Below are 18,653 nucleotides of genomic sequence, written 5' to 3' on the forward strand. Positions count from 1 at the left end.
CCCGGACAAGCCCACGTCGACAGCGACCCCCACCCCGTCGTCACCTACCAAGGCCCCAACACCCCCGTCGCCGACCTCCACGGCTAGCACCCCGCCCCGAGGAGAGGGCCACAGGGCCGGTCGGGCGCATCAGCGTGGCGCCGGCACCACCGACGACGGCACGACGACGTCGGCGCCCGCCGCACCGGGCGCCACGAGCCGGGCGTTCGGCTCGTCCGTCGCGGCGACCCACGCGACGGCGTCGGTCGCGGCCTTGCCGAACTGCACGTGCCGGGCCACCAGGCGATCCCGGCGCAGGTCGTCGTCGACCGTGACGAACCAGACCTCGTCGAGCAGCGCCCGGACGCCAGCCCACGCCGGGTCGTCGAGCAGCAGGTAGTTGCCCTCGCTGACGACGAGGCGGCACTCCGGCGCCACCGCCAGCGCGCCGGCCAGCGGCTGCTCGAGGTGCCGCTCGAAGGCCGGCGCGTACACCGTCGCCGACAGCTCCGACCGCAGCCTCCCGAGCAGCGCCGCAAAGCCCGCGGCGTCGAAGGTGTCCGGCGCGCCCTTGCGTTCCAACCGGCCAAGCCGGCGCAGCGCGACGTCGGCGAGGTGAAAACCATCCATCGGCACGTGCGCCACCCACGACGCCGTCTGGCCGGGCGGCGGGTCGGCGGCCAGCTCCGCGACGAGCCACTCCGCCAGCGTCGTCTTGCCCGCCCCGGGCGCCCCGGCGATGCCGAGCACCGCGCGCCCGGGCGCCTCGGCGAGCGCCCGCGCTCGGGCCAGCAGCTCCGCCGACGACGTCACGGCAGCCACCGTGCCAGGCCTCGCCATCGACGGCCGCCTCCGGGGCGTGGAGAGCGCCGCGCCGAGTCCGACGGTGCGCAGGTGTCGCCGACGTCAGTCCTGCGCACCGTCGGACTCGAGCAGCTGCCGGAGCTGGTGCAGCAGCTCACGAGGGTCCTCCAGCATCCGGGCGTCGACCTGCAGCACCGTCCAGCCGAGCCGGCGCAGCCGGTTGTGGCGGGCCAGGTCGGCGCTGTGCTGGGCCCGGTCCCGGTGGTGGTCGCCGTCGTACTCCAGCGCGACGCGCACCGCGGGCCACGCGAGGTCGAGCCGGGCGACGAAGAGGGCCTCCTCGTCGTGGACCTCGTGCTGGACGACGCACGGCGGCAGCCCCGCCTCCGCCACCACGAGCCGCAGCAGCGTCTCGCGGTAGGACTCGGCCATCGGCTCCAGCTGCCGCGCACGACGTCTTGCCGCGGCCAGACCTCGGGCGCCGCGCTGGCGGTGGAGCTCGGCGTCGACGTGCGCCCTCGTCAGACGGGTGCGATGCGCTACCGCCTCCGCCGCGCAGAGGGCCCGCGGCATATCGAGCGTCCGCAGCAGGTCGACGACGGTGCGAGCCGGCGACGTCACCCGTCCCAGCCGGGTCGTCACGACGTCGCCGGGGTCGAGCGTGCACTGCCGGACGACGACGCCGGTCCGGCAGCGCGGAGCCGGACGCGGTGCGAGCAGCAGCACCGGGTCGTCGTCGCCCGCCTCTCGCACGCCGTACGCCCACGCGGCCGACAGCCCCCCGAGCACAGCCCGGCCCCGCACCGCGAGCAGCGCTCCTCGGGCGCGGACGCCGTGGTCGACCAGCGTGCACGAGCTCACGTGCACCCCGCGCGTCAGCCGGCGGAAGGACGGGCCGGCGAGCTGGGCGCGCGTCACGCACGTCAGCAGCTCGGCCCTGGTCAGAGGTGCGCCGACGGCGTCGGGCGGGAGGCGGCGGCGGGCCATGGGCGCACTGTGACCGAGGCCGCCGGCACCGCGCTGAGGGCCTGTGGACGACGGCTCGACTCCGACGTCCTGCACATCTGGCGAGCACGGGACCTGCCGGGCGTCGGACTCGGCGGCACGCCACGACCCACACCCCCGTACGCCGTCCAGGGCTCCTCCGTCGTGGCCTGGTGCCATCTGCGGGACGCCGAAGGGGTGTTCACGCTGCGTGGCGTCCTCGCCGTCCGACCGGTCGGAGAGCGGTGGTGACCGCCGTCGACCGGACCTACGACGTCGAGTCCGACGTCCGGCAGGATCGACAGCGCGCAGACCTGCACAGCGTCGGACCCGACGCCCGACCGACCCGCCCAGCACCGACCGCCACGACGACGGACACCTGGACACCATGACGACGACCGCCCTGCCCGCCCTCGCCACCAGCCCGGTCGCCGACCCGCGCGCCGTCGTGCAGGGCCCTGGGTACCGCTTCACCGTGCTCACCGACGGGCTCGTGCGAATGGAGCACTCCGCCGACGACGTCTTCGAGGACCGCGCGTCGACCTTCGCCGTCCACCGCGACCTGCCGGTACCGGACTTCCGGGTGGTCGACCGCGGGGAGACGCTGGAGATCATCACCGCCCGCTTCCACCTCACCTACGACAAGCGCCCGTTCAGCCCGAGCGGCCTGACCGTCGCCGCCCTGGGCAACATCTCGAACTACCACTCGCACTGGCGCTTCGGCGAGACGCCCGAGTCCCTCGGCGGGACGGCGCGCACGCTCGACGAGGCCGACGGCGCCGTCCCGCTGGAGGCGGGCGTCGTCTCCCGGCTGGGCCTCTCGCTGCTCGACGACGGCGAGAGCTTCGTCTTCACCGACGACGGGTGGGTCGCCGCGGACTCCGTCGGCCGTACCGACCTGTACCTCTTCGTCTACGGCCTGGACCACGTCGAGGCACTACGGGCGCTGCGGGCGCTCTCCGGGCCGACCCCCGTGCTACCCCGCTACGCGCTGGGCACGTGGTGGAGCCGCTACCACCCCTACACCGCGGAGGGGTACCTCGCGGTGGTGCAGCGGTTCGCCGACGAGGGCGTGCCGCTGTCGGTCGCCGTCATCGACATGGACTGGCACCTCGTCGACCACGTGCCGCCCGAGCACGGCAGCGGCTGGACCGGGTACACGTGGAACCGAGACCTCTTCCCCGACCCGCCGGGCTTTCTCGCGCAGCTGGAGGAGGCGGGGCTGCGGACGACGCTCAACGTGCACCCGGCCGACGGGGTCCGCTCCTTCGAGGAGCCGTACGCCGCCATGGCGCGCTCGCTGGGCCGCGACCCCGCGGACGGCCTGCCGATCGGCTTCGACATCACCGACCCCGACTTCGCGCGGGCCTACCTGCAGATGCACCACGGCCTGGAGGCCGACGGCGTCGACTTCTGGTGGTTGGACTGGCAGCAGGGCAACCACTCGCGTGTCCCGGGCGTCGACCCGCTGTGGATGCTCAACCACCTGCACTTCCTCGACAACCGGCGGGACGGACGACGCGGGCTCACGTTCTCGCGGTACGCCGGGCCGGGCAGCCACCGCTACCCGATCGGCTTCTCGGGGGACACCGTGGTCTCGTGGGCCTCGCTGGCCTTCCAGCCAGAGTTCACGGCCCGCGCGTCGAACATCGGCTACGGCTGGTGGAGCCACGACATCGGCGGGCACTTCTTCGGCACGCGCGACGACGAGCTGAGCGCGCGCTGGTACCAGCTGGGCTGCTTCTCGCCGATCATGCGACTGCACTCCGGCGCCGACGCCTTCATCACCAAGGAGCCGTGGTCGTTCCCCTCGCCGGTGCGGGAGGTGATGGTCGAGCACCTGCGGCTGCGCCACCGGCTGCTGCCCTACCTGCACACGATGAATCACCGTGCGGCCCGCGACCTCCCCCTCGTGCTGCCGATGCACTACGGCTGGCCGACCCGCGAGGAGGCCTACGACGTCCCGCACCAGGCGATGTTCGGCACCGAGCTGCTGCTCGCACCGATCACCGCCCCGGCCGACCGCCGCACCGGGCTCGGGCAGGTGCGCGCATGGCTGCCGCAGGGGCGCTGGGTCGACGTCTTCACCGACCTCGTCTACGACGGCGACCGCGAGGTCCTCCTGCACCGGGACCTCACGAGCATCCCGGTGCTTGCACGGGCGGGCGCCGTCGTGCCGCTGGACGGGGCGGCGGTGACGGGCAACGCTCCTGTCAACCCCGAGCACCTGGAGCTGCTCGTCGTCGTGGGCGCGGACGGCACCTTCGAGCTGTGCGAGGACGACGACACGACCACGGGCGACGTCGTCCGCACGCCGATCACGTTCAACCAGGCCAGCGGGCGGCTGACCGTCGGGCCGGCGACCGGGCCGACCGACGTCGTCCCCGCGCGGCGGACGTGGACGGTGACGTTCGTGGCGCTGGAGGACGGGCGCGCCCCTGTCGTGACGGTCGACGGCGACGCGGCGTCCGCCGAGGTGACACGGACGGCGACGCGCACGTCGGTGACGGCGTCCGGCATCGCCCCGACGTCGACGCTGCACGTGGACCTCGGCGTCCGACCCGCGCTGCGCGACAACGACGTGCACGGCCGGCTCTTCGCGCTGCTGGACGCCGCGCAGACCGAGCACCGGCTCAAGAACCGGGCCTACGACGTGATCACGGCCGACCAGCCCGCGAGCCTGCGGATGTCGCGGCTCGTCGCGATGGAGCTGGAGCCCGCGCTGCTCAGCGCCCTCGCGGAGGTGCTGCTGGCGCAGGGGTGAGTGGGGGCAGGTTCCCCGACGCCGGCCGGTCGGCTACGGCGGCGGAGAGCACCTCCTCGTCGTCCGCGCCCGCTCAGCCGGCCGGGCACCGCCCGGTGCGGCCGGGGTTGCTGACGTCCATGGCGTGCGCGAGGGCGGGGTCGTCGCGCTCGGCGGCACGGTGGACGCGCCCGTAGACGTCGTCGTCCTTGTCCTGGCTCATCTTGAAGACGGCCGTCGCGTGCTCGACGCGGGCGGTGAACGCCGTCACCCCTCGGACGATCTGTCGGAAGTAGCCCTCCGAGGAGGCGTCGTCCCACGGCTCGGCCTGCTGCCGCTCCATGAGGTCGACGGTGGCGCGGACGACGGCGAGGGCGTCCTCGTCGTCCCACAGCGGCGCCAGCGCGACGGTGAGGTGCACGGCCACGTAGTTCCACGTCGGCGCCGCTGGGTCGACGTCGTAGGTCGTCGGGGAGACGTAGCGGTGCGGGCCGTTGACGACGACGAGGCCGCGCCCCCCGTGCTCGAAGTGCCGCCACTGCGGGTTGGCGCGACCCATGTGGCCCCACAGCAGCAGTCCGTCGAAGGGGTCCTCCATGGCGTCCAGCCCCGGGTCGGTCGCGGGCGGCACGAGCACGGGCAGGTGCGTCGCCACCGGCACCGGGCCGCGGTCGTCGACGGCCGTCGTCACCAGCAGCCCGAAGGGGTTGCACCGCAGGACGTCGAGCATCGCGGCCCGGCTCGGCGCCTGGTACTCCTCGTAGACGTGCACGTCGTCTCCTCTCTCTAGACCGGCCCGGCCGGCTCGCCGGGCACCGGTGGACGCTCAGCCACCACCGCGGCGTCCCGGTGCGTCCACAGCCCGCCGACGAGAGTCCCGAGCACGGGTATGCCACGCAGCCCGTCCGGTCCGCGCGTCGCGAGCACCTCGGCCGGCTCCTCCGCCAGCAGCGCCAGGTCGGCCACGTCCCCGACCCGGACGAAGGCCCGCCCGCCGCACGACGCCGTCAGCGCCTCGCGCAGCGTGAGGTGGTGCTCGGCGTGCCACGCCGCCCGCTCGTCCCCCGAGCGGTGGACGGCACTCGCGAGCGTCTCCCACGGGTCGAGCGGGGCAACAGGGGCGTCCGAGCCGAGCACCAGCCCTGCTCCCGCCGCGTGCAGGGCACCGGTGGGGAAGGAGCGGGCGGCGCCGTGGGCCCAGTAGCGGTCCGCGAGGTCGCGGTCGTCGAGCGCGTGGCGCGGCTGGACGCTCGCGACGACGCCGAGCGCGGCGAAGCGGGGCAGGTCGCGCGCCCGCACCTGCTGGGCGTGCTCGACCCGGCCGCGGCAGCCGACCGCCTCGAAGGCGTCCAGCGCGACCCCGACCGCCGCGTCCCCGATGGCGTGCACCGCCACGTGCAGGCCAGCCACGGTGGCCCGCCGCAGCAGCTGCTCGAGCTCTGCCGCCGGCAGGAGGAGCAGCCCGTGGGTGCCGTCGGGGTAGGCGTCGTCGCAGCGAGCGGTCCGCGCGCCGAGCGAGCCGTCGAGGAAGACCTTGAGCGGGCCGACGCGGACCCGGTCCCGCGAGACCGGGTGCTGGGCCGTCCACGGCGAGGCACCGGGGACCGGGTCCCCCGTGCGCAGCCCGGCGGCGAGGACGTCGTCCAGCCACCCCACCTGGACGCCGGCGCCGACCCGCACGGCCGGCCCCGGGACGTCGTCCGCCCCGACGGCCGCGCCGGGCGGCAGCGGCAGGGCCGCCCGGCGTCCCCAGTCCGCCAGCGGCGCGTGCTCCAGGTCGAGCACCGACGTGACGCCGCGCGCGGCCGCCGCCGCGGTCGCGGCCAGCACGCGCGCGTCGAGGAGGTCCGGGTCGAGCGCGCCAGCCCGCGCGAGCACCTCCATCGCCTCCGCCTCCCGGGCGAGGCCGGAGGGGTCGCGGAGGCCGAGCCGCTGCGCCGCGGGCGTGCTGCACCACACGGTGTGCAGGTCTGCGCTCGCCGCCACGACGAGACGACCGGGCAACGCGGCGTCCAGCTGGTCGCGGTGAGGCGGCGCCGGCCACATCCCGTCCCGGAAGCCACCGGCGAGCAGGACGTCGCCCGGGTCGAGCGCCGCCGGCAGCCCGGCGAGCAGGGCGGCGGCCTCCGCGGCGCTGCTCGCGGCCGAGAGGTCGACCCGGTGCTGCGCGGACGCCCACTGGCCCAGGTGGACGTGCTCGTCCCGCAGCCCGGGCAGCAGCCAGGCGCCGTCGGCGTCCACGACCTCGGCCGCCGCACCCCACGGGCCGTCCCCGCTGTCGACGACGGCCGCGACCCGGCCTTCCTCCAGCAGCACGTCGCGGACCCGGCCCGGGTCGGGGGCGCCGACCAGCCGGACGCGGTGCAGCAGCAGGCTCACGCGACGCCCGCCAGGCGCTCCCGCCTGCGCTCGGACTGCCGCTGCGGGTCCGGGACGGGCGCGGCCGCGAGCAGCTCGCGGGTGAAGTCGGCATCCGGCTGCCCGAGCACCCTCGCCGTGGTCCCCTCCTCCACCACCCGGCCGGCGCGCAGCACCGCGACCCGGTCGCACAGCTGCTCGACGACGGCCAGGTCGTGGGAGATGAACAGGCACGCGAAGCCCAGGCGCTGCTGCAGCTCGGCGAGCAGGCGCAGCACCGTCGCCTGGACGGAGACGTCGAGCGCCGACGTCGGCTCGTCGGCCACGAGCAGCTGTGGCTCCAGCGAGATCGCCCGGGCGATGGCGACCCGCTGGCGCTGCCCGCCGGACAGCTCGTGGGGGTAGCGCCGCTCCCACGACGCCGGCAGCTCGACCGCCTCGAGCAGCTCGTCCCGCCGCGCGTCCAGCGCACCGCCGCGCAGACCGCCCAGCACCCGCAGCGGCTCCTCCAGCGCCGCGCCCACCGACCGTCGGGGGTCGAGCGACGCGGTCGGGTTCTGGAAGACGACGCCGACCGTGCGCTGGACCTCCCGGACCCGACGCCGTGGGGCGGCCCCCAGGTCGACGTCACCCACGTGCACCCGCCCGGACGCCACGGGCGCCAGCCCGATGACGACCTTGCCGATCGTCGACTTCCCCGAGCCGGACTCCCCGACGAGGCCGAGGACCTCGCCCCGGCGGACCGCGAGGCTGACCCCGTCGACGGCCTTCACGGTCTCGGCCCGGCGGCCGCGGCCGCGGTAGGAGACGACGAGGTCCTCGACCTCCAGGTAGGGCCGGCCCTCCCGCCGCCCTCCTCGCGCCCGCTCGTCGGCCTCGGGTGCGGACCCCTCGGCCCGCGCGGAGGAGGTCCGGCCCGGGACGGAGCTCAGGAGCATGCGCGTGTACTCCTCCCCCGGTGCGGCGAAGAGCTGCCGGACCGGCGCCGTCTCGACCACGCGGCCGTGCCGCATGACGACGACGCGGTCGGCCAGGTCGGCGACCACGCCCATGTCGTGCGTGATGAGGAGGACGGCGACGGAGGTGCGCTCGCGCAGGTGGTGCAGGAGGTCCAGGACCTCCTGCTGGACCGTCACGTCGAGCGCCGTCGTCGGCTCGTCCGCGAGCAGCACCTCGGGCTCGCCCGAGAGGGCCATCGCGATCATCACGCGTTGGCACTGCCCCCCGGAGAGCTCGTGCGGGTACTGGCCGAGCCGGCGCGCAGGGTCGGGCACGTCGACCTGCTCCAGCAGCTCGACGGCCCGGGCGCGGGCGGCCTCGCGGGTCATGCCGGGGTGGTGGGTGCGCAGGAGCTCGACCATCTGCGAGCCGATGGTGAAGACGGGGTCCAGCGAGCCCGTCGGGTCCTGGAAGATCATGGCGATGCGCGAGCCGCGGACCTCGCGCATCGCCTTCTCGTCGAGGCTCAGCAGGTCCTGGCCCTCGAACAGGGCCGTGCCGCGCGCCCGGGCCCCCGCGGGCAGCAGGCCGAGCAGGGCCAGCGCCGTCGTGCTCTTGCCCGAGCCCGACTCCCCGACGACGGCGAGGACCTCGCCGCGGGCGAGCTCCCAGCTCGCCGAGACGATGGCCGGGACGGGTCGGCCGTCCACCGTGAACTCGACGTCCAGGTCCTCGACGCGCAGGAGGGGGCTGCCGGGCCCCCGGTCCGTGGGTGCTCCCGGGTGCTCAGCGGCAGTCATCAGCGTTCCTCTGGATCACCGTGCTCGGTCTTGTAGACCGACCAGTCGCGCAGCATCTGGTCGTGGTAGCCCTGCAGCCAGCGCATGTAGTTGCGGCCGTTGCGCAGGCGGCGCAGCGCGCGGCGGCGTCCCTCCGCCGCGTCCTGGCCCTCCGCCGCGGGCGGGTCGGCCCCCTCCGCGCCGCCGGCGAGGTCGTCCATGGCGCGCTCGATGACGCCGGCCTGCCGGGAGAGGTAGCGGCGCTCCGAGGCGAGCCAGGCGCCCCAGACGTCGTCGTCCACGGTGAAGTAGTGCGCGCGATCACCTGGCAGCGAGCGCCGCTGGACGAAGCCGACGTCGGCGAGGTGCCGCGTCGTCGTCGAGACCGACCCGGGGCTGGCCCCCAGGGCCTGGGCCAGCTCGGCCGACGAGCTCTGCGGCGCAGCGGCGACCATGAGGTAGGCGAGCACGCGACCCTCCATGCGCGGGGCCCCCGAGGTCGCCCAGAGCATCCCGAAGTCCTCGACGAAACGCCGGCACGCGGGATCGAGCGGGTCCTGCTCCGCCGGGCCGTCGCCGTCGCTGCCCCTGGTGTCCGCCACGCCCCCCATCCTGACCTCCCGTGGTGACCGCCGTGAGAGCCGGTGCGCCGCGGCGTCCCAGCCCTCATGACCGCGGGTCCAGGACGTCACGCAGGACGTCGCCGAGGCTGATCAGCGCCAGCACCGTCACGGTGAGGAAGAGGCTGGGCCACAGCAGCAGGTGCGGGGCGCTGGAGACCCGGCTCTGCGCCTCGGCCAGCTGCCGGCCCCACGAGATCGACGGCGCCTCCAGACCCACGCCGAGGAAGGTCAGCGTGGACTCCGCCACGATCACCTGCCCCACCATGATCGTCGCGATGGCGAGCACCGGGCCGAGGGAGTTCGGCACCACGTGCAGGAGCACGGTCCGGGTGGCGCTGATGCCCATGGCCCGGCTGGCGGCGACGAACTCCGCGCCGCGCACCGACCGCACCGACGAGCGCACGAGCCGGGCGAGCGTCGGCCAGGCGAAGAGCCCGAGGACGAGAGCCACCGAGACGACCGAGCGGTCCCCCAGGCTCGTGAGGACGACGAGGGCGCCGACGAGGAACGGGAAGCCGAGGAAGACGTCGGTCAGGCGTGACAGGGCCGTGTCGAGCAACCCGTCCCGCAGCCCCGCGGCGGTGCCCACGACGAGCGCGACGACGAGCGCCACCGCCGTCGCGAGGAGCCCGACCGACAGCGACGCCCGCGTCCCGTAGATGACGTTCGCGAAGACGTCGCAGCCCTGGACGTCGAAGCCGAACGGGTGCCCGGTTGCGGAGGCCTGGACGCTGCGGGCGAGCAGGCAGACCCGGGGGTCGCCGTCGCCGCCGCCGAGGGTCGCGAAGAACCCGGGCGCGAGCGCGACGGCGCCGAGGACGACGAGCGCGCCAGTCGGCACCCAGAAGGACGCCCGAGTGCGCAGCCGCGGCCAGACCCCGCGCGCGCCCGGCCCCCCGGCCGGAGACGCCGTGCCCGCGCCCGGCCCCGCACCCGCACCTGTCTCTCGTCCTTGGTCGGTGACCTCGCCCCGCTCCTCGACGTCGGTGGCGTCGTGGCTCCGCGGCTCAGGCACGGCGGATCCTCGGGTCGAGGGCGGAGGCGACCAGGTCGACGACGAGGCTGGCGAGCAGGAAGATCACGACGAGGGCCGTCGAGACGCCGACGACGATGGCGCCCTCCTGCTCGCGGACCGCCGAGAAGAGCAGCTGGCCGACGCCGGGCAGGTTGAAGATCCCCTCGACGACGACCGTGCCCCCGAGGAGCAGGCCGAGGTCGACGGCCAGGTAGGTCAGGACAGGGATGGCCGAGCTGCGCATGACGTGCAGCCCGACGACGCGCCGCGGGGAGAGGCCCTTGGCCCGGTGGGCCCGCACGAAGTCGGCGCCGAGCGTGTCCGAGACGCTGCCCCGCACGAGCCGGGCGATCGGCGCGAGCCCGAAGACCGCGATGACCGCGGCGGGCAGGAGGTACGCCGTCGGCCACCCCGCCGAGCTGCCGGCGATGGGCAGCAGCTGCCACCGGACGCCGACGACGAGCTGGGCGGTGACGCCGAGGACGAACACGGGGACGGAGCTGATGAGGATGGTGAGCAGCAGCACGCCGCGGTCCAGCAGGCTGCCGCGGCGCAGGCCGGCGACGACGCCGAGCACCACCCCGACGACGATCTGCAGGCCCCACGCGGTGAGGGCCAGGGCGATGGTCGTCGGCCAGCGGCCCGCCATCTGGCCGGCGACGGACCGGCCGTTGAAGTCGGACCCGAGGTCGCCCGTCAGCACGCCGCCGAGGTAGAGCAGGTACTGGACGACCAGCGGCTCGTCGAGGTTGTACTGCTGGCGCAGCTGCGCGACGACGCTCGGCGAGAGGGGGCGGTCACCGCCGAGCGCCGCGACGGGGTCGCCCGGGAGCGCGAAGACCATCGCGTAGATGACGAAGGTGACCCCGACGAGCGTGCCGGCCAGCCCGAGGACCCGGCGCGCGACATACAGGATCATGACGGCGAGCCCTCGGGCGACGGCGGCCGGTCGGTCCCGGCGGCGGACTGCTCGGCCTGCAGGGCGAGCGCCGCGGCAAGCGTCGATCCGACCTGGACGCCGACCAGGCGGGCGATCGGCAGCAGCTCCGTCCCCTCCAGCCGGGCGGCCTCCTCCTGCCAGCGCTCGTAGAGGGCGACGGCCCGGGCGTGCAGACGCCGCAGCAGCGCGGGCGCCGTCCCCGCCGCCACGGGCGCGCCGAGGGCACGGACGAGCATCCCGCCGTAGCGGAGCCGGAAGCAGCGGACGAGGTCCTCGGCGTCGAACACCTCGGCGACGCGCGCCGGGCGACTCGCGTCCGGGGCGCCCGAGCGCGCGCGCTCCTGCTCGGCGAGGGAGGCGAACATCGGCACGAAGGCCCGCGACGCGCGCAGGAAGGGCGTGTCCTGGTCGAGCAGCGGCTCGGCCTCGGCCAGCAGGTCGGCCAGCTCGCGGCCGCTGGCCCCGAGCGCGTCCGCCTTCTCGCGCAGCACGTCGGCGTAGGTGCGGCCGCTCTCGGAGGTGTCGTCCGCGGCCGGGTGGGACCAGTACGGCAGCTCGGCGACGAGGCTCGTGGTGCCGTGGCGGGAGGCGTAGTCCGCGCTCGACGTGCCCTGGACCATGCCCACGGGGTCGAGCCCCAGGGACTCCCGATGGTCGTAGTGGCTGCGGACGTCGGCCATGCCGAAGACGGCGTCGGCCCAGAGCGGGGCGAGAGGGTCCTCGGGCTCGCCGCGGGCCAGGCGCAGGCCGAGGTGGCCGGGCAGGGCGTGCAGCGCGGGCACGAGCCCGGGCACCTCCCGGCTCAGGTAGTAGTAGACGCCGCCCATCTCGCCGTTGTGGAGGGTGACCATGAGCTCGGGCCGGACGTCGTCGATGAGCCGCATGAGCGCGAAGGTCTCGGACGTCGTCTGGTCGAAGTAGGCCTTCTCGTAGGCGAGTGGGAAGGACCACTCCACCTGCTCCGCCGGCGCGGGCCGGTAGAAGTGCCGGGCGTAGTGGCCCCGGTCGAAGGGACCGGCGAACCACCCCTCGTTGAGGCGGGCGCCGTCCGGGTCGACGCAGGGCACGACGTGCCAGGTGGCGCCGAGCCGGCGACGCAGCCCCTCGTCGTCGCACAGCAGGCGGGCCAGGTGCAGCGCGGTGCAGGCGCCGATGGGCTCGTTGGGGTGCACGCCCCCGACGACGAGGTGCGCCGGCCCGTCGGCGCCGGCCTCGCCGATGGTGAAGGCCTCCAGCGGCTCGCCGAGCCGCGAGGTGCCCACCCGTCGTGGACGGACGAGCCCGGGGTGCTCGGCGGCCAGCGCGTGGAAGTCGGCGAGCAGGGCGTCGACCGTCGGGAAGGCGGAGATGTCGGGCACCTCGCCCGCGCGCCGGTACACCTCCTCCTGCCACCCCGGCGCGGGGGCCTGCCGCGCCGGGGCGGTCGCCGTCTCAGGCATCGGCGAGGGTGACGCCGGAGAGGTCGACGCTGCCGGCCGTCGAGGGCAGGTCGCTGACGCGCTCGGAGACGACGAAGGAGTAGGTCTCGAAGAAGGTCGGCGGGACGACGAAGTCCTCGGCGATGGCCTCCTGCACCGCGGCGTAGGCCTGCTGCGCGGCCTGCTCGTCGGGCTCGGCGTCCGCCGCGGCGATGAGCTCGGGGATCTCCTCAGGGACGGCCTGGACGCAGGGGGCGCACCCGCCGGTCGGGGTGAAGAAGGCGCGCAGGGTGTTCTGCTGGCTGGGGTAGAGCGCGCCCCAGCGGGAGAAGAAGGGCCCACCGAGCTCGCCGGACGTGCGGACCTCGAAGAACTCGGCGAAGTCGGTGGTCGGCGAGGCGACGACGTCGGCGATGCCGAGGTTCTGCCGCAGCTGGTTGGCGTAGGCCTCGTAGAGCGTGTCGAGGCCCGAGCCGCCGGGGTAGACGATCTCCATGGGGCCCTCCCAGCCGCCGGCCTCGGCCAGCAGCTCCTGGGCTCGTTCGGGGTCGAACTCGCAGAACTCACCGCAGACGCCCTCGGGGGTGCCCGGCTCGACCGGCGGGGTCCACGCCGTCGCCGGCTCGTAGAGCCCGCCGTAGATGACCTCGTTGATCGCCTCGCGGTCGATAGCCAACGAGATGGCCTGGCGCACACGGATGTCGGCGTACCGCTCGTCGAACTCGGTCGGCAGCCCGAGGTAGGAGATGCCCGGGGCGTCGAAGCTGTACAGCCGGTCGCCGAAGTCGTCGGCGGCCACCGTGTACCGGTCGGCAGGCAGGAAGAGGATGTCGAGGTTCCCGGCCTGGACGTCGGTGTAAGCGGTGCCCTGGTCGGCGTAGGGCCGGAGCTCCACCTGCTCGACCTCGGCGTCCTCGCCCTGGTAGTCCTCCCACCGCTCGATGAAGACGGGCTGGTCGTCCTCCCACGTGCCGACCATCTGGAAGGGGCCGTTGCCGACCGGTGCCCGGTCGTAGGCGTCAAGGTCGTCGTAGGCGGACTCGGGCATCGGGTAGAAGCCCGTCTGCCCCTGGCTCAGCTGCAGGGGGAACTGCCCGTCGGGGGCGGTGAGCGTGACCGTGAAGGTGGTGTCGTCGACCACCTCCAGGCCCGAGAGCTCGGTCGCGCTCGGCTCGCCCTCCAGCGGGTTGAGCGCCTCGTAGCCCTCGACGTTGGCGAACTGGCCGTTGTTCGGCCAGGCGTTGGGCGCGTACGCCGTGTAGTTCCAGGCGTCGACGTAGCTCTGGGAGGTGACGGGGGTGCCGTCCTGGAAGGTCCAGCCCTCCCGCAGGGTGATGGTCCACGTGATCGCGTCGTCGGACTCGACGCTCTCGGCGGCGATGTACTCCAGGTCGGAGTCGTCGCTGATGCCGGTGAGCGGGGCGAAGATCGCCGTGACGTGCTCGAAGGCGACGGTCTGGCGGCCCGGGGTGAGGCTGTCGGGCTCGCCGACGGCGATGCTCAAGGCCTCCTGGTCGCCGGCGCCGCCGCCGCCGGACCCGCATGCGGTGAGGGTCAGGGCGGCGACCACCGCGGCGGCGGTCGTGCAGCGGGCGAGTCGCATGGGGCCTCCCCAGGGGATCGGGCCTCGTCGGCCCGCGGGCGAGGACGTCGAGCGGCGTCCTCGTGGGCACGACGGTGACACCGGATCCCGACGGTGTCTACGGAGGTTTCAGAACTGCGCGAACTTTGTGTCGTCGACTCGGGGCGGGGGGCGGGCGCGGGTCTCGCCGTTGTCCGGTAAGCGCCTCGAGTCCGACCTCTGGCAGGCGCACGACCGCGCCAACCTGCGCAACGTCGGACTCGGCGCAGCTGTGCATCGGGCGTTGCTGACGCCCCGTCCGGCAGCCAAGCTGCCGAGGTGCCCACCGCGTACCGCCGCTACGTCCGTCATCGGTTGACCTCGGCGGAGCAGGCCGAGCTCATCGAGGTCGACGCCATCGCCGAAGGCCTCGTTCACCACCTCGACGAGGAGAGCGACGCCATCGACGCAGCGCACGTGTTCGGCGCCGGGTCGATGTCCATCCAGACCATCGTGGGGGAGCTGCTGCGACACCAGGTCGGCTTCCGTGAGGAGGTCGTGCTGACGCCCGAGGACGGCTTCGTCACCCGGGCCCGCCCGGACTTCTTCTACGACCTCGGTCGTGGACGCGGCATCCTCGCCGAAGTCGAGCGCGGCGGCGCCGTGAACAACAACCACGACCTCAAGGACGTCTGGAAGGCGCACATCGCCCCTGACGCTCAGCACCTCTTCCTCATCGTGCCGCAACAGAACACGACGCAGTCGGGGCAAGGGCGCGAACGTCCTTTCCTCCGAGCCTCCGGGCGCATCAGCGCCTTCTTCGGCGACATCCGGCGCGAGGTCGACATCCTCAGCGCCCACGTCTTCGGCTACGGGCGGCTCTTCGGTCGCGACCTCACCGAGGGCGCCTGACCCTGGCGCCTCAGCCCGCCCGTCCGCCCGACCCGATCGACCAGAAGGTCTCGAGGTGCTCGCGCATCCGCGTGACGGCCAGTGCCTCGTCGTGGTCGGCGACAGCGGCGAGGATCGCGCGGTGCTCGGCGCGGACGGTGACGGCGGTGGCACGCCAGTCGGGCAGGTCGTCGTAGGCCTCCTCCATCCGGCGGCGGATCGCCGTCCGCAGGGAGGCCATGAGGTGGCTGGTCAGGGCGTTGCCGCTGGCCCGGGCCAGCTGCACGTGGAACTCGGCGTCGAGCGCGTTGAACTCGGCCGCGGCGATGGCGGGGTCGTCCATCCGGTCCAGCAGCGCCGACATCGTCGCCACCTGCTCGGGCTGCACCCGCTGGGCGGCCTCCTCGGCGACCCAGCTCTCCAGCGCCACCCGGGTGTGCAGGACGTCGTGGTCGCTGAAGTGGCCCAGCGCCAGCTGCAGCGTCAGCAACGTCGCGAAGCCCCCACCGGGCTCGGCCACCAGCACCGCGCCGCCGGCCGAACCGCCGCCGGGGCGGACGTCGACGACGCCGAGCCCCTCCAGCACGCGCAGCGCCTCCCGCAGCGACGGGCGGCTGATGCCGAGCAGCGCCGAGAGCTCACGCTCGCTCGGCAGACGGTCGCCGGCACGCAGGGTGCCGTCGTCGATCTGCCGCTCGATCTGGCCCATCACCTGCTCGTAGGTGCGGACCTTGCGCACGCGCTGCCAGCCGTCCGGCGCCTCGCCGGGCCCGGCGCTCATCGCCGGCTCACCGGGCTGCGGCCACCTGCTCGGCCTCGGCGCGGAACTCGGACTCGAGCTCCCGCCGGATCCGCACGGCGAACTGGGTCTCGTCCACCTGCACATCGTCCCAGGTGACGACGGCGTCCTTCGCGACGTCACGCGTCAGCCGCGCGCCGTGCGCCAGCCCCAGCGGCAGGGCGTGGAGGTCGAGCGAGGCCCGCGCCGGCGCGAGCCGGCCGAAGACGGTGTAGCCGCCCTCGCCGTCGAGCCGCTCACCGGCGCGCAGGTGCTTCTTCGCCGTCGTGACGACGTCGCCGCGGAACCCCGTGGGGGCGCCGGTCGGCTCCCCGCGCAGGACCGCCGAGGCCACGCTGACCCCGAGCTCCAGGCCGATCATGTGGTACGGCCGGTAGAGCGACCCGTAGCGGCCGGTCTCGTCGGTCCGCACGCCGTACTCCCCGAAGCACTGGACGGCGTAGTCGGTGCGCGCCTCGAAGGTCACGAAGACGCCCCACCGCAGGTCGCGAGGCACCTCGCGGCCGTCCCGGTCGAGGCTGGAGGCGATCTCGACCGTCCCCCGCCGCGTCAGCGACCCGCCGACCTCCCGCGGGCGGTAGACGTGCGGCAGGTCGTCGACGCCCGCGGGTGGGAAGAGCAGGCCCTCCTCCTGCGGCTCCAGACCCGTGCCGTTGGCCACCGCCGCCATCTCGATGGCCGACTTCGTGCCGTCGAGGAAGGAGTTGAACATCGTCGGGTTGAAGTCGCCCGAGTCCAGCTGCTCGGCGGTGAACCCGTAGTAGTCCCACACCGTCTCGGGCGTGGAGTAGTGGTACTCGGGCAGGTACTTGGTGCCCTTGCCGGCCGCGACGACGTCGAAGCCGACGGTGCGGCACCAGTCCACCAGCTCGCAGATGAGCGCCGGCTGGTCGCCGTAGGCCATGGCGTAGACGACGCCCGCCGCAGCCGCGCGGCGCGCCAGCAGCGGCCCGACCATGCAGTCGGCCTCCACGTTGACCATGACGACGTGCTTGCCGTGGTCGATGGCGGTGACGGCGTGCGCCGTGCCGACCAGGGGGTTGCCGGTCACCTCCAGCACCACCTCGACGGCCGGGTGCCCGATCAGGGCCGCGGAGTCCTCGACTACGCAGGTGCCTCCCGTGCGGGCCGCCTCGTCGAGCGAGGACGCCGCCACCCGCTCGTCCGGCCACCCCGTGCGCCGCAGGGCGCCACGCGCCTTCGCCACGTCGAGGTCGGCGACACCCACGACGTGGAGGCCCTCGGTGTGCACCGCCTGGGTCAAGAACATCGACGCGAACTTCCCCGCGCCGACGACGCCGACCCTGATCGGGCCGGAGGCCTCCGTCCGCGCCGCCATGAGGGAGAACAGGTTCATCGGTCACTCCTCCGCGTCGAGGTCCGATGGTCAGACCATCTGGCCGCAACGGTAGGCAGGCGAGGGCGCGGGGTCAAGCAGCCGCCCCCCGGCCGACGCCGACGTGCCGGGAGCCGGTGGGAGGTCAGAAGGTGAAGCGCCCCACCGCCCGGCGCAGCGAGTCGGCGCTGCGGCCAAGGTCGGCGACGACGACCTCGGCCTCCCCGAGGCTCGTCGTCGTCGTGGCCGCGGCGGCCGAGACACCCTCGATGGTGCCGGCGATCTCGCCGGACGCCGTGGCCGCCGCAGCCGCAGAGCGGACCATCTCGCCCGTCGTCGCGCTCTGCTGGTCGACGGCGGCGGCGATGGAGCTCTGCGAGGAGGAGATGTGGTCGATGATCTCGCCGATCCGGCCGATGGCCTCGACGATGCCGTCGGTGTCGCCCTGGATGTCGTGGACCCGCCGGGTGATGCCCTCGGTGGCCCTCGCCGTCTCCTGCGCGAGGTCCTTGACCTCCTCGGCGACGACGGCGAAGCCGCGACCGGCGCTGCCGGCCCGCGCGGCCTCGATGGAGGCGTTGAGCGCCAGCAGCTTCGTCTGCTCCGCGATGGAGGTGATGACCTTGACGACGTCGCCGACCTGCTGGGAGGACGCGCCGAGCCGGGCCGCGGCGGCGCTCGTGCCGGCCACGGCCTCGACGGCGTCGGCGGCCACCTGGGCGGCCTCGGCGGCGTGCCGGCTGATGTCGCCGATCGCTGCGCCGATCTGCTCCGACGACGACGCCATCGACCCGACCGTCTGCGACACCCCACCGGCGGCGACCGAGACGACCCCGGCGCGCGAGCTCGCCTGCGCCGAGGACGTGGCGATGCGCGTGGAGGACTCCGCGAGCTGCCGGGTGGACGACGTCACGGCGTCGGCCGAGCGCGTCACCTCACGCATGAGCTCCCGGACGTCCGCGACGGCCTGGTCCAGCGCGGCGCTGACCTCCCCGAGCTCGCACCGGGTGCCGAAGGCGCTGGCGCGCGTGAGGTCTCCCTTGGAGAGGGCGAGCGCCACGTCGCGGACGTCCCGCATGCCCCCCTCGAGCCCCCGGGCGAAGGACAGCGCCCAGGTCACGGCGAGCGCGCCGACGACCACGGTGACGACGACGCCGACGACGAGGGCGAAGCGCATGTCGGCCTCGGCGTCGGCGACGAGCGCGGCGGCGGCCGCCTGGACGGACGCCGTCGACCCGCCGGCGACACCGGCGGCGAGCTCCTGCACGTCCTCCACGGTGCGCAGGTGCGAGAGAAGCAGGACAGCCACGAGAGGCGGGAAGGGGAGCAGGGAGAGCGCGGCGGTCGCGAGGATCTTCGCCCGGGTGCTCCGGTCGTAGACCCACTGCAGCAGCGGCGGACGCCGGCGCCCGCCGACCGCGCACGCGGTGGTGCCGTTGCCCATGGTGCCGCTCTCCTGCCTCGCCGCCGTCGGTCCGGCATCG

15 protein-coding genes are annotated in these 18,653 nt (G+C 74.5%); 2 read left to right on the forward strand and 13 right to left on the reverse strand.

What is annotated here, in order from left to right; all coding sequences use genetic code 11:
* Positions 1-129 precede the first annotated feature (129 nt).
* Positions 130-819 carry a nucleoside/nucleotide kinase family protein gene (locus tag WDV86_RS08740; protein WP_445262988.1) on the reverse strand — a complete coding sequence of 230 codons (690 nt, stop codon included), beginning with the start codon at positions 817-819 and terminating at the stop codon, positions 130-132.
* Positions 820-885: 66 nt separating this feature from the next.
* Positions 886-1,770: an endonuclease domain-containing protein gene (locus tag WDV86_RS08745; protein WP_339567235.1), complete on the reverse strand. Its 885-nt coding sequence runs from the start codon at positions 1,768-1,770 to the stop codon at positions 886-888.
* Between the two features lie 385 nt (positions 1,771-2,155).
* On the opposite strand from WDV86_RS08745, the gene WDV86_RS08750 reads away from it, so the two are divergent.
* Complete coding sequence (locus WDV86_RS08750) at positions 2,156-4,531, forward strand: glycoside hydrolase family 31 protein (RefSeq protein ID WP_339567236.1); 2,376 nt, start codon at positions 2,156-2,158, stop codon at positions 4,529-4,531.
* Between the two features lie 73 nt (positions 4,532-4,604).
* On the opposite strand, the gene WDV86_RS08755 is transcribed toward WDV86_RS08750, so the two are convergent.
* The 8 genes from WDV86_RS08755 to WDV86_RS08790 form a co-directional block, all read right to left on the reverse strand.
* Positions 4,605-5,282 carry an FMN-binding negative transcriptional regulator gene (locus tag WDV86_RS08755; protein WP_339567237.1) on the reverse strand — a complete coding sequence of 226 codons (678 nt, stop codon included), beginning with the start codon at positions 5,280-5,282 and terminating at the stop codon, positions 4,605-4,607.
* 14 nt (positions 5,283-5,296) lie between these two features.
* Entirely contained in the window at positions 5,297-6,889 is a 1,593-nt protein-coding gene (locus WDV86_RS08760) for an amidohydrolase (protein WP_339567238.1), read from the reverse strand.
* A complete protein-coding gene (locus tag WDV86_RS08765) occupies positions 6,886-8,607 on the reverse strand; it encodes an ABC transporter ATP-binding protein (RefSeq protein WP_339567239.1) in 1,722 nt (573 codons plus the stop codon). Before WDV86_RS08765 ends, WDV86_RS08760 begins: the two co-directional genes overlap by 4 nt.
* Positions 8,607-9,188 (reverse strand): GbsR/MarR family transcriptional regulator, encoded by a 582-nt coding sequence (locus tag WDV86_RS08770; protein ID WP_339567240.1) that lies wholly within the window; start codon positions 9,186-9,188, stop codon positions 8,607-8,609. The genes WDV86_RS08765 and WDV86_RS08770 overlap by 1 nt, the downstream gene beginning before the upstream one ends.
* Before the next feature lie 64 nt (positions 9,189-9,252).
* On the reverse strand, positions 9,253-10,224 hold the full coding sequence (locus WDV86_RS08775; RefSeq protein ID WP_339567241.1) for an ABC transporter permease: 972 nt from the start codon (positions 10,222-10,224) through the stop codon (positions 9,253-9,255).
* Positions 10,217-11,143 (reverse strand): ABC transporter permease, encoded by a 927-nt coding sequence (locus WDV86_RS08780; protein ID WP_339567242.1) that lies wholly within the window; start codon positions 11,141-11,143, stop codon positions 10,217-10,219. Before WDV86_RS08780 ends, WDV86_RS08775 begins: the two co-directional genes overlap by 8 nt.
* Positions 11,140-12,603: a M14 family zinc carboxypeptidase gene (locus tag WDV86_RS08785; protein ID WP_339567243.1), complete on the reverse strand. Its 1,464-nt coding sequence runs from the start codon at positions 12,601-12,603 to the stop codon at positions 11,140-11,142. The genes WDV86_RS08780 and WDV86_RS08785 overlap by 4 nt, the downstream gene beginning before the upstream one ends.
* Entirely contained in the window at positions 12,596-14,185 is a 1,590-nt protein-coding gene (locus tag WDV86_RS08790) for a peptide ABC transporter substrate-binding protein (RefSeq protein WP_339567244.1), read from the reverse strand. Before WDV86_RS08790 ends, WDV86_RS08785 begins: the two co-directional genes overlap by 8 nt.
* 297 nt (positions 14,186-14,482) lie before the next feature.
* Between WDV86_RS08790 and WDV86_RS08795 the strand changes: the two genes are divergently transcribed.
* Positions 14,483-15,055 (forward strand): hypothetical protein, encoded by a 573-nt coding sequence (locus WDV86_RS08795; protein WP_339567245.1) that lies wholly within the window; start codon positions 14,483-14,485, stop codon positions 15,053-15,055.
* A 10-nt stretch (positions 15,056-15,065) separates the two neighbouring features.
* On the opposite strand, the gene WDV86_RS08800 is transcribed toward WDV86_RS08795, so the two are convergent.
* From WDV86_RS08800 to WDV86_RS08810, 3 genes are all read right to left on the reverse strand, one after another.
* Positions 15,066-15,815, reverse strand: a complete 750-nt coding sequence (locus tag WDV86_RS08800; RefSeq protein WP_339567246.1) for a FadR/GntR family transcriptional regulator — start codon at positions 15,813-15,815, stop codon at positions 15,066-15,068.
* Positions 15,816-15,822: 7 nt separating this feature from the next.
* On the reverse strand, positions 15,823-17,190 hold the full coding sequence (locus WDV86_RS08805; protein WP_339567247.1) for an NAD(P)H-dependent oxidoreductase: 1,368 nt from the start codon (positions 17,188-17,190) through the stop codon (positions 15,823-15,825).
* A 124-nt stretch (positions 17,191-17,314) separates the two neighbouring features.
* Complete coding sequence (locus WDV86_RS08810; protein ID WP_339567248.1) at positions 17,315-18,613, reverse strand: methyl-accepting chemotaxis protein; 1,299 nt, start codon at positions 18,611-18,613, stop codon at positions 17,315-17,317.
* Positions 18,614-18,653 lie beyond the last annotated feature (40 nt).

Origin of the sequence: Pseudokineococcus sp. 1T1Z-3, assembly GCF_037482365.1 — a bacterium.
Taxonomy (GTDB): domain Bacteria; phylum Actinomycetota; class Actinomycetes; order Actinomycetales; family Quadrisphaeraceae; genus Pseudokineococcus.

Excerpts from the sequence above, each read along its gene's own strand:
- WDV86_RS08740 (WP_445262988.1), bottom strand. The coding sequence starts at position 819 with ATGGCGAGGCCTGGCACGGTGGCTGCCGTGACGTCGTCGGCGGAGCTG.
- WDV86_RS08745 (WP_339567235.1), bottom strand. The coding sequence starts at position 1,770 with ATGGCCCGCCGCCGCCTCCCGCCCGACGCCGTCGGCGCACCTCTGACC.
- WDV86_RS08750 (WP_339567236.1), top strand. The coding sequence starts at position 2,156 with ATGACGACGACCGCCCTGCCCGCCCTCGCCACCAGCCCGGTCGCCGAC.
- WDV86_RS08765 (WP_339567239.1), bottom strand. The coding sequence starts at position 8,607 with ATGACTGCCGCTGAGCACCCGGGAGCACCCACGGACCGGGGGCCCGGC.
- WDV86_RS08780 (WP_339567242.1), bottom strand. The coding sequence starts at position 11,143 with ATGATCCTGTATGTCGCGCGCCGGGTCCTCGGGCTGGCCGGCACGCTC.
- WDV86_RS08785 (WP_339567243.1), bottom strand. The coding sequence starts at position 12,603 with ATGCCTGAGACGGCGACCGCCCCGGCGCGGCAGGCCCCCGCGCCGGGG.
- WDV86_RS08790 (WP_339567244.1), bottom strand. The coding sequence starts at position 14,185 with ATGCGACTCGCCCGCTGCACGACCGCCGCCGCGGTGGTCGCCGCCCTG.
- WDV86_RS08800 (WP_339567246.1), bottom strand. The coding sequence starts at position 15,815 with ATGAGCGCCGGGCCCGGCGAGGCGCCGGACGGCTGGCAGCGCGTGCGC.
- WDV86_RS08805 (WP_339567247.1), bottom strand. The coding sequence starts at position 17,190 with ATGAACCTGTTCTCCCTCATGGCGGCGCGGACGGAGGCCTCCGGCCCG.
- WDV86_RS08810 (WP_339567248.1), bottom strand. The coding sequence starts at position 18,613 with ATGGGCAACGGCACCACCGCGTGCGCGGTCGGCGGGCGCCGGCGTCCG.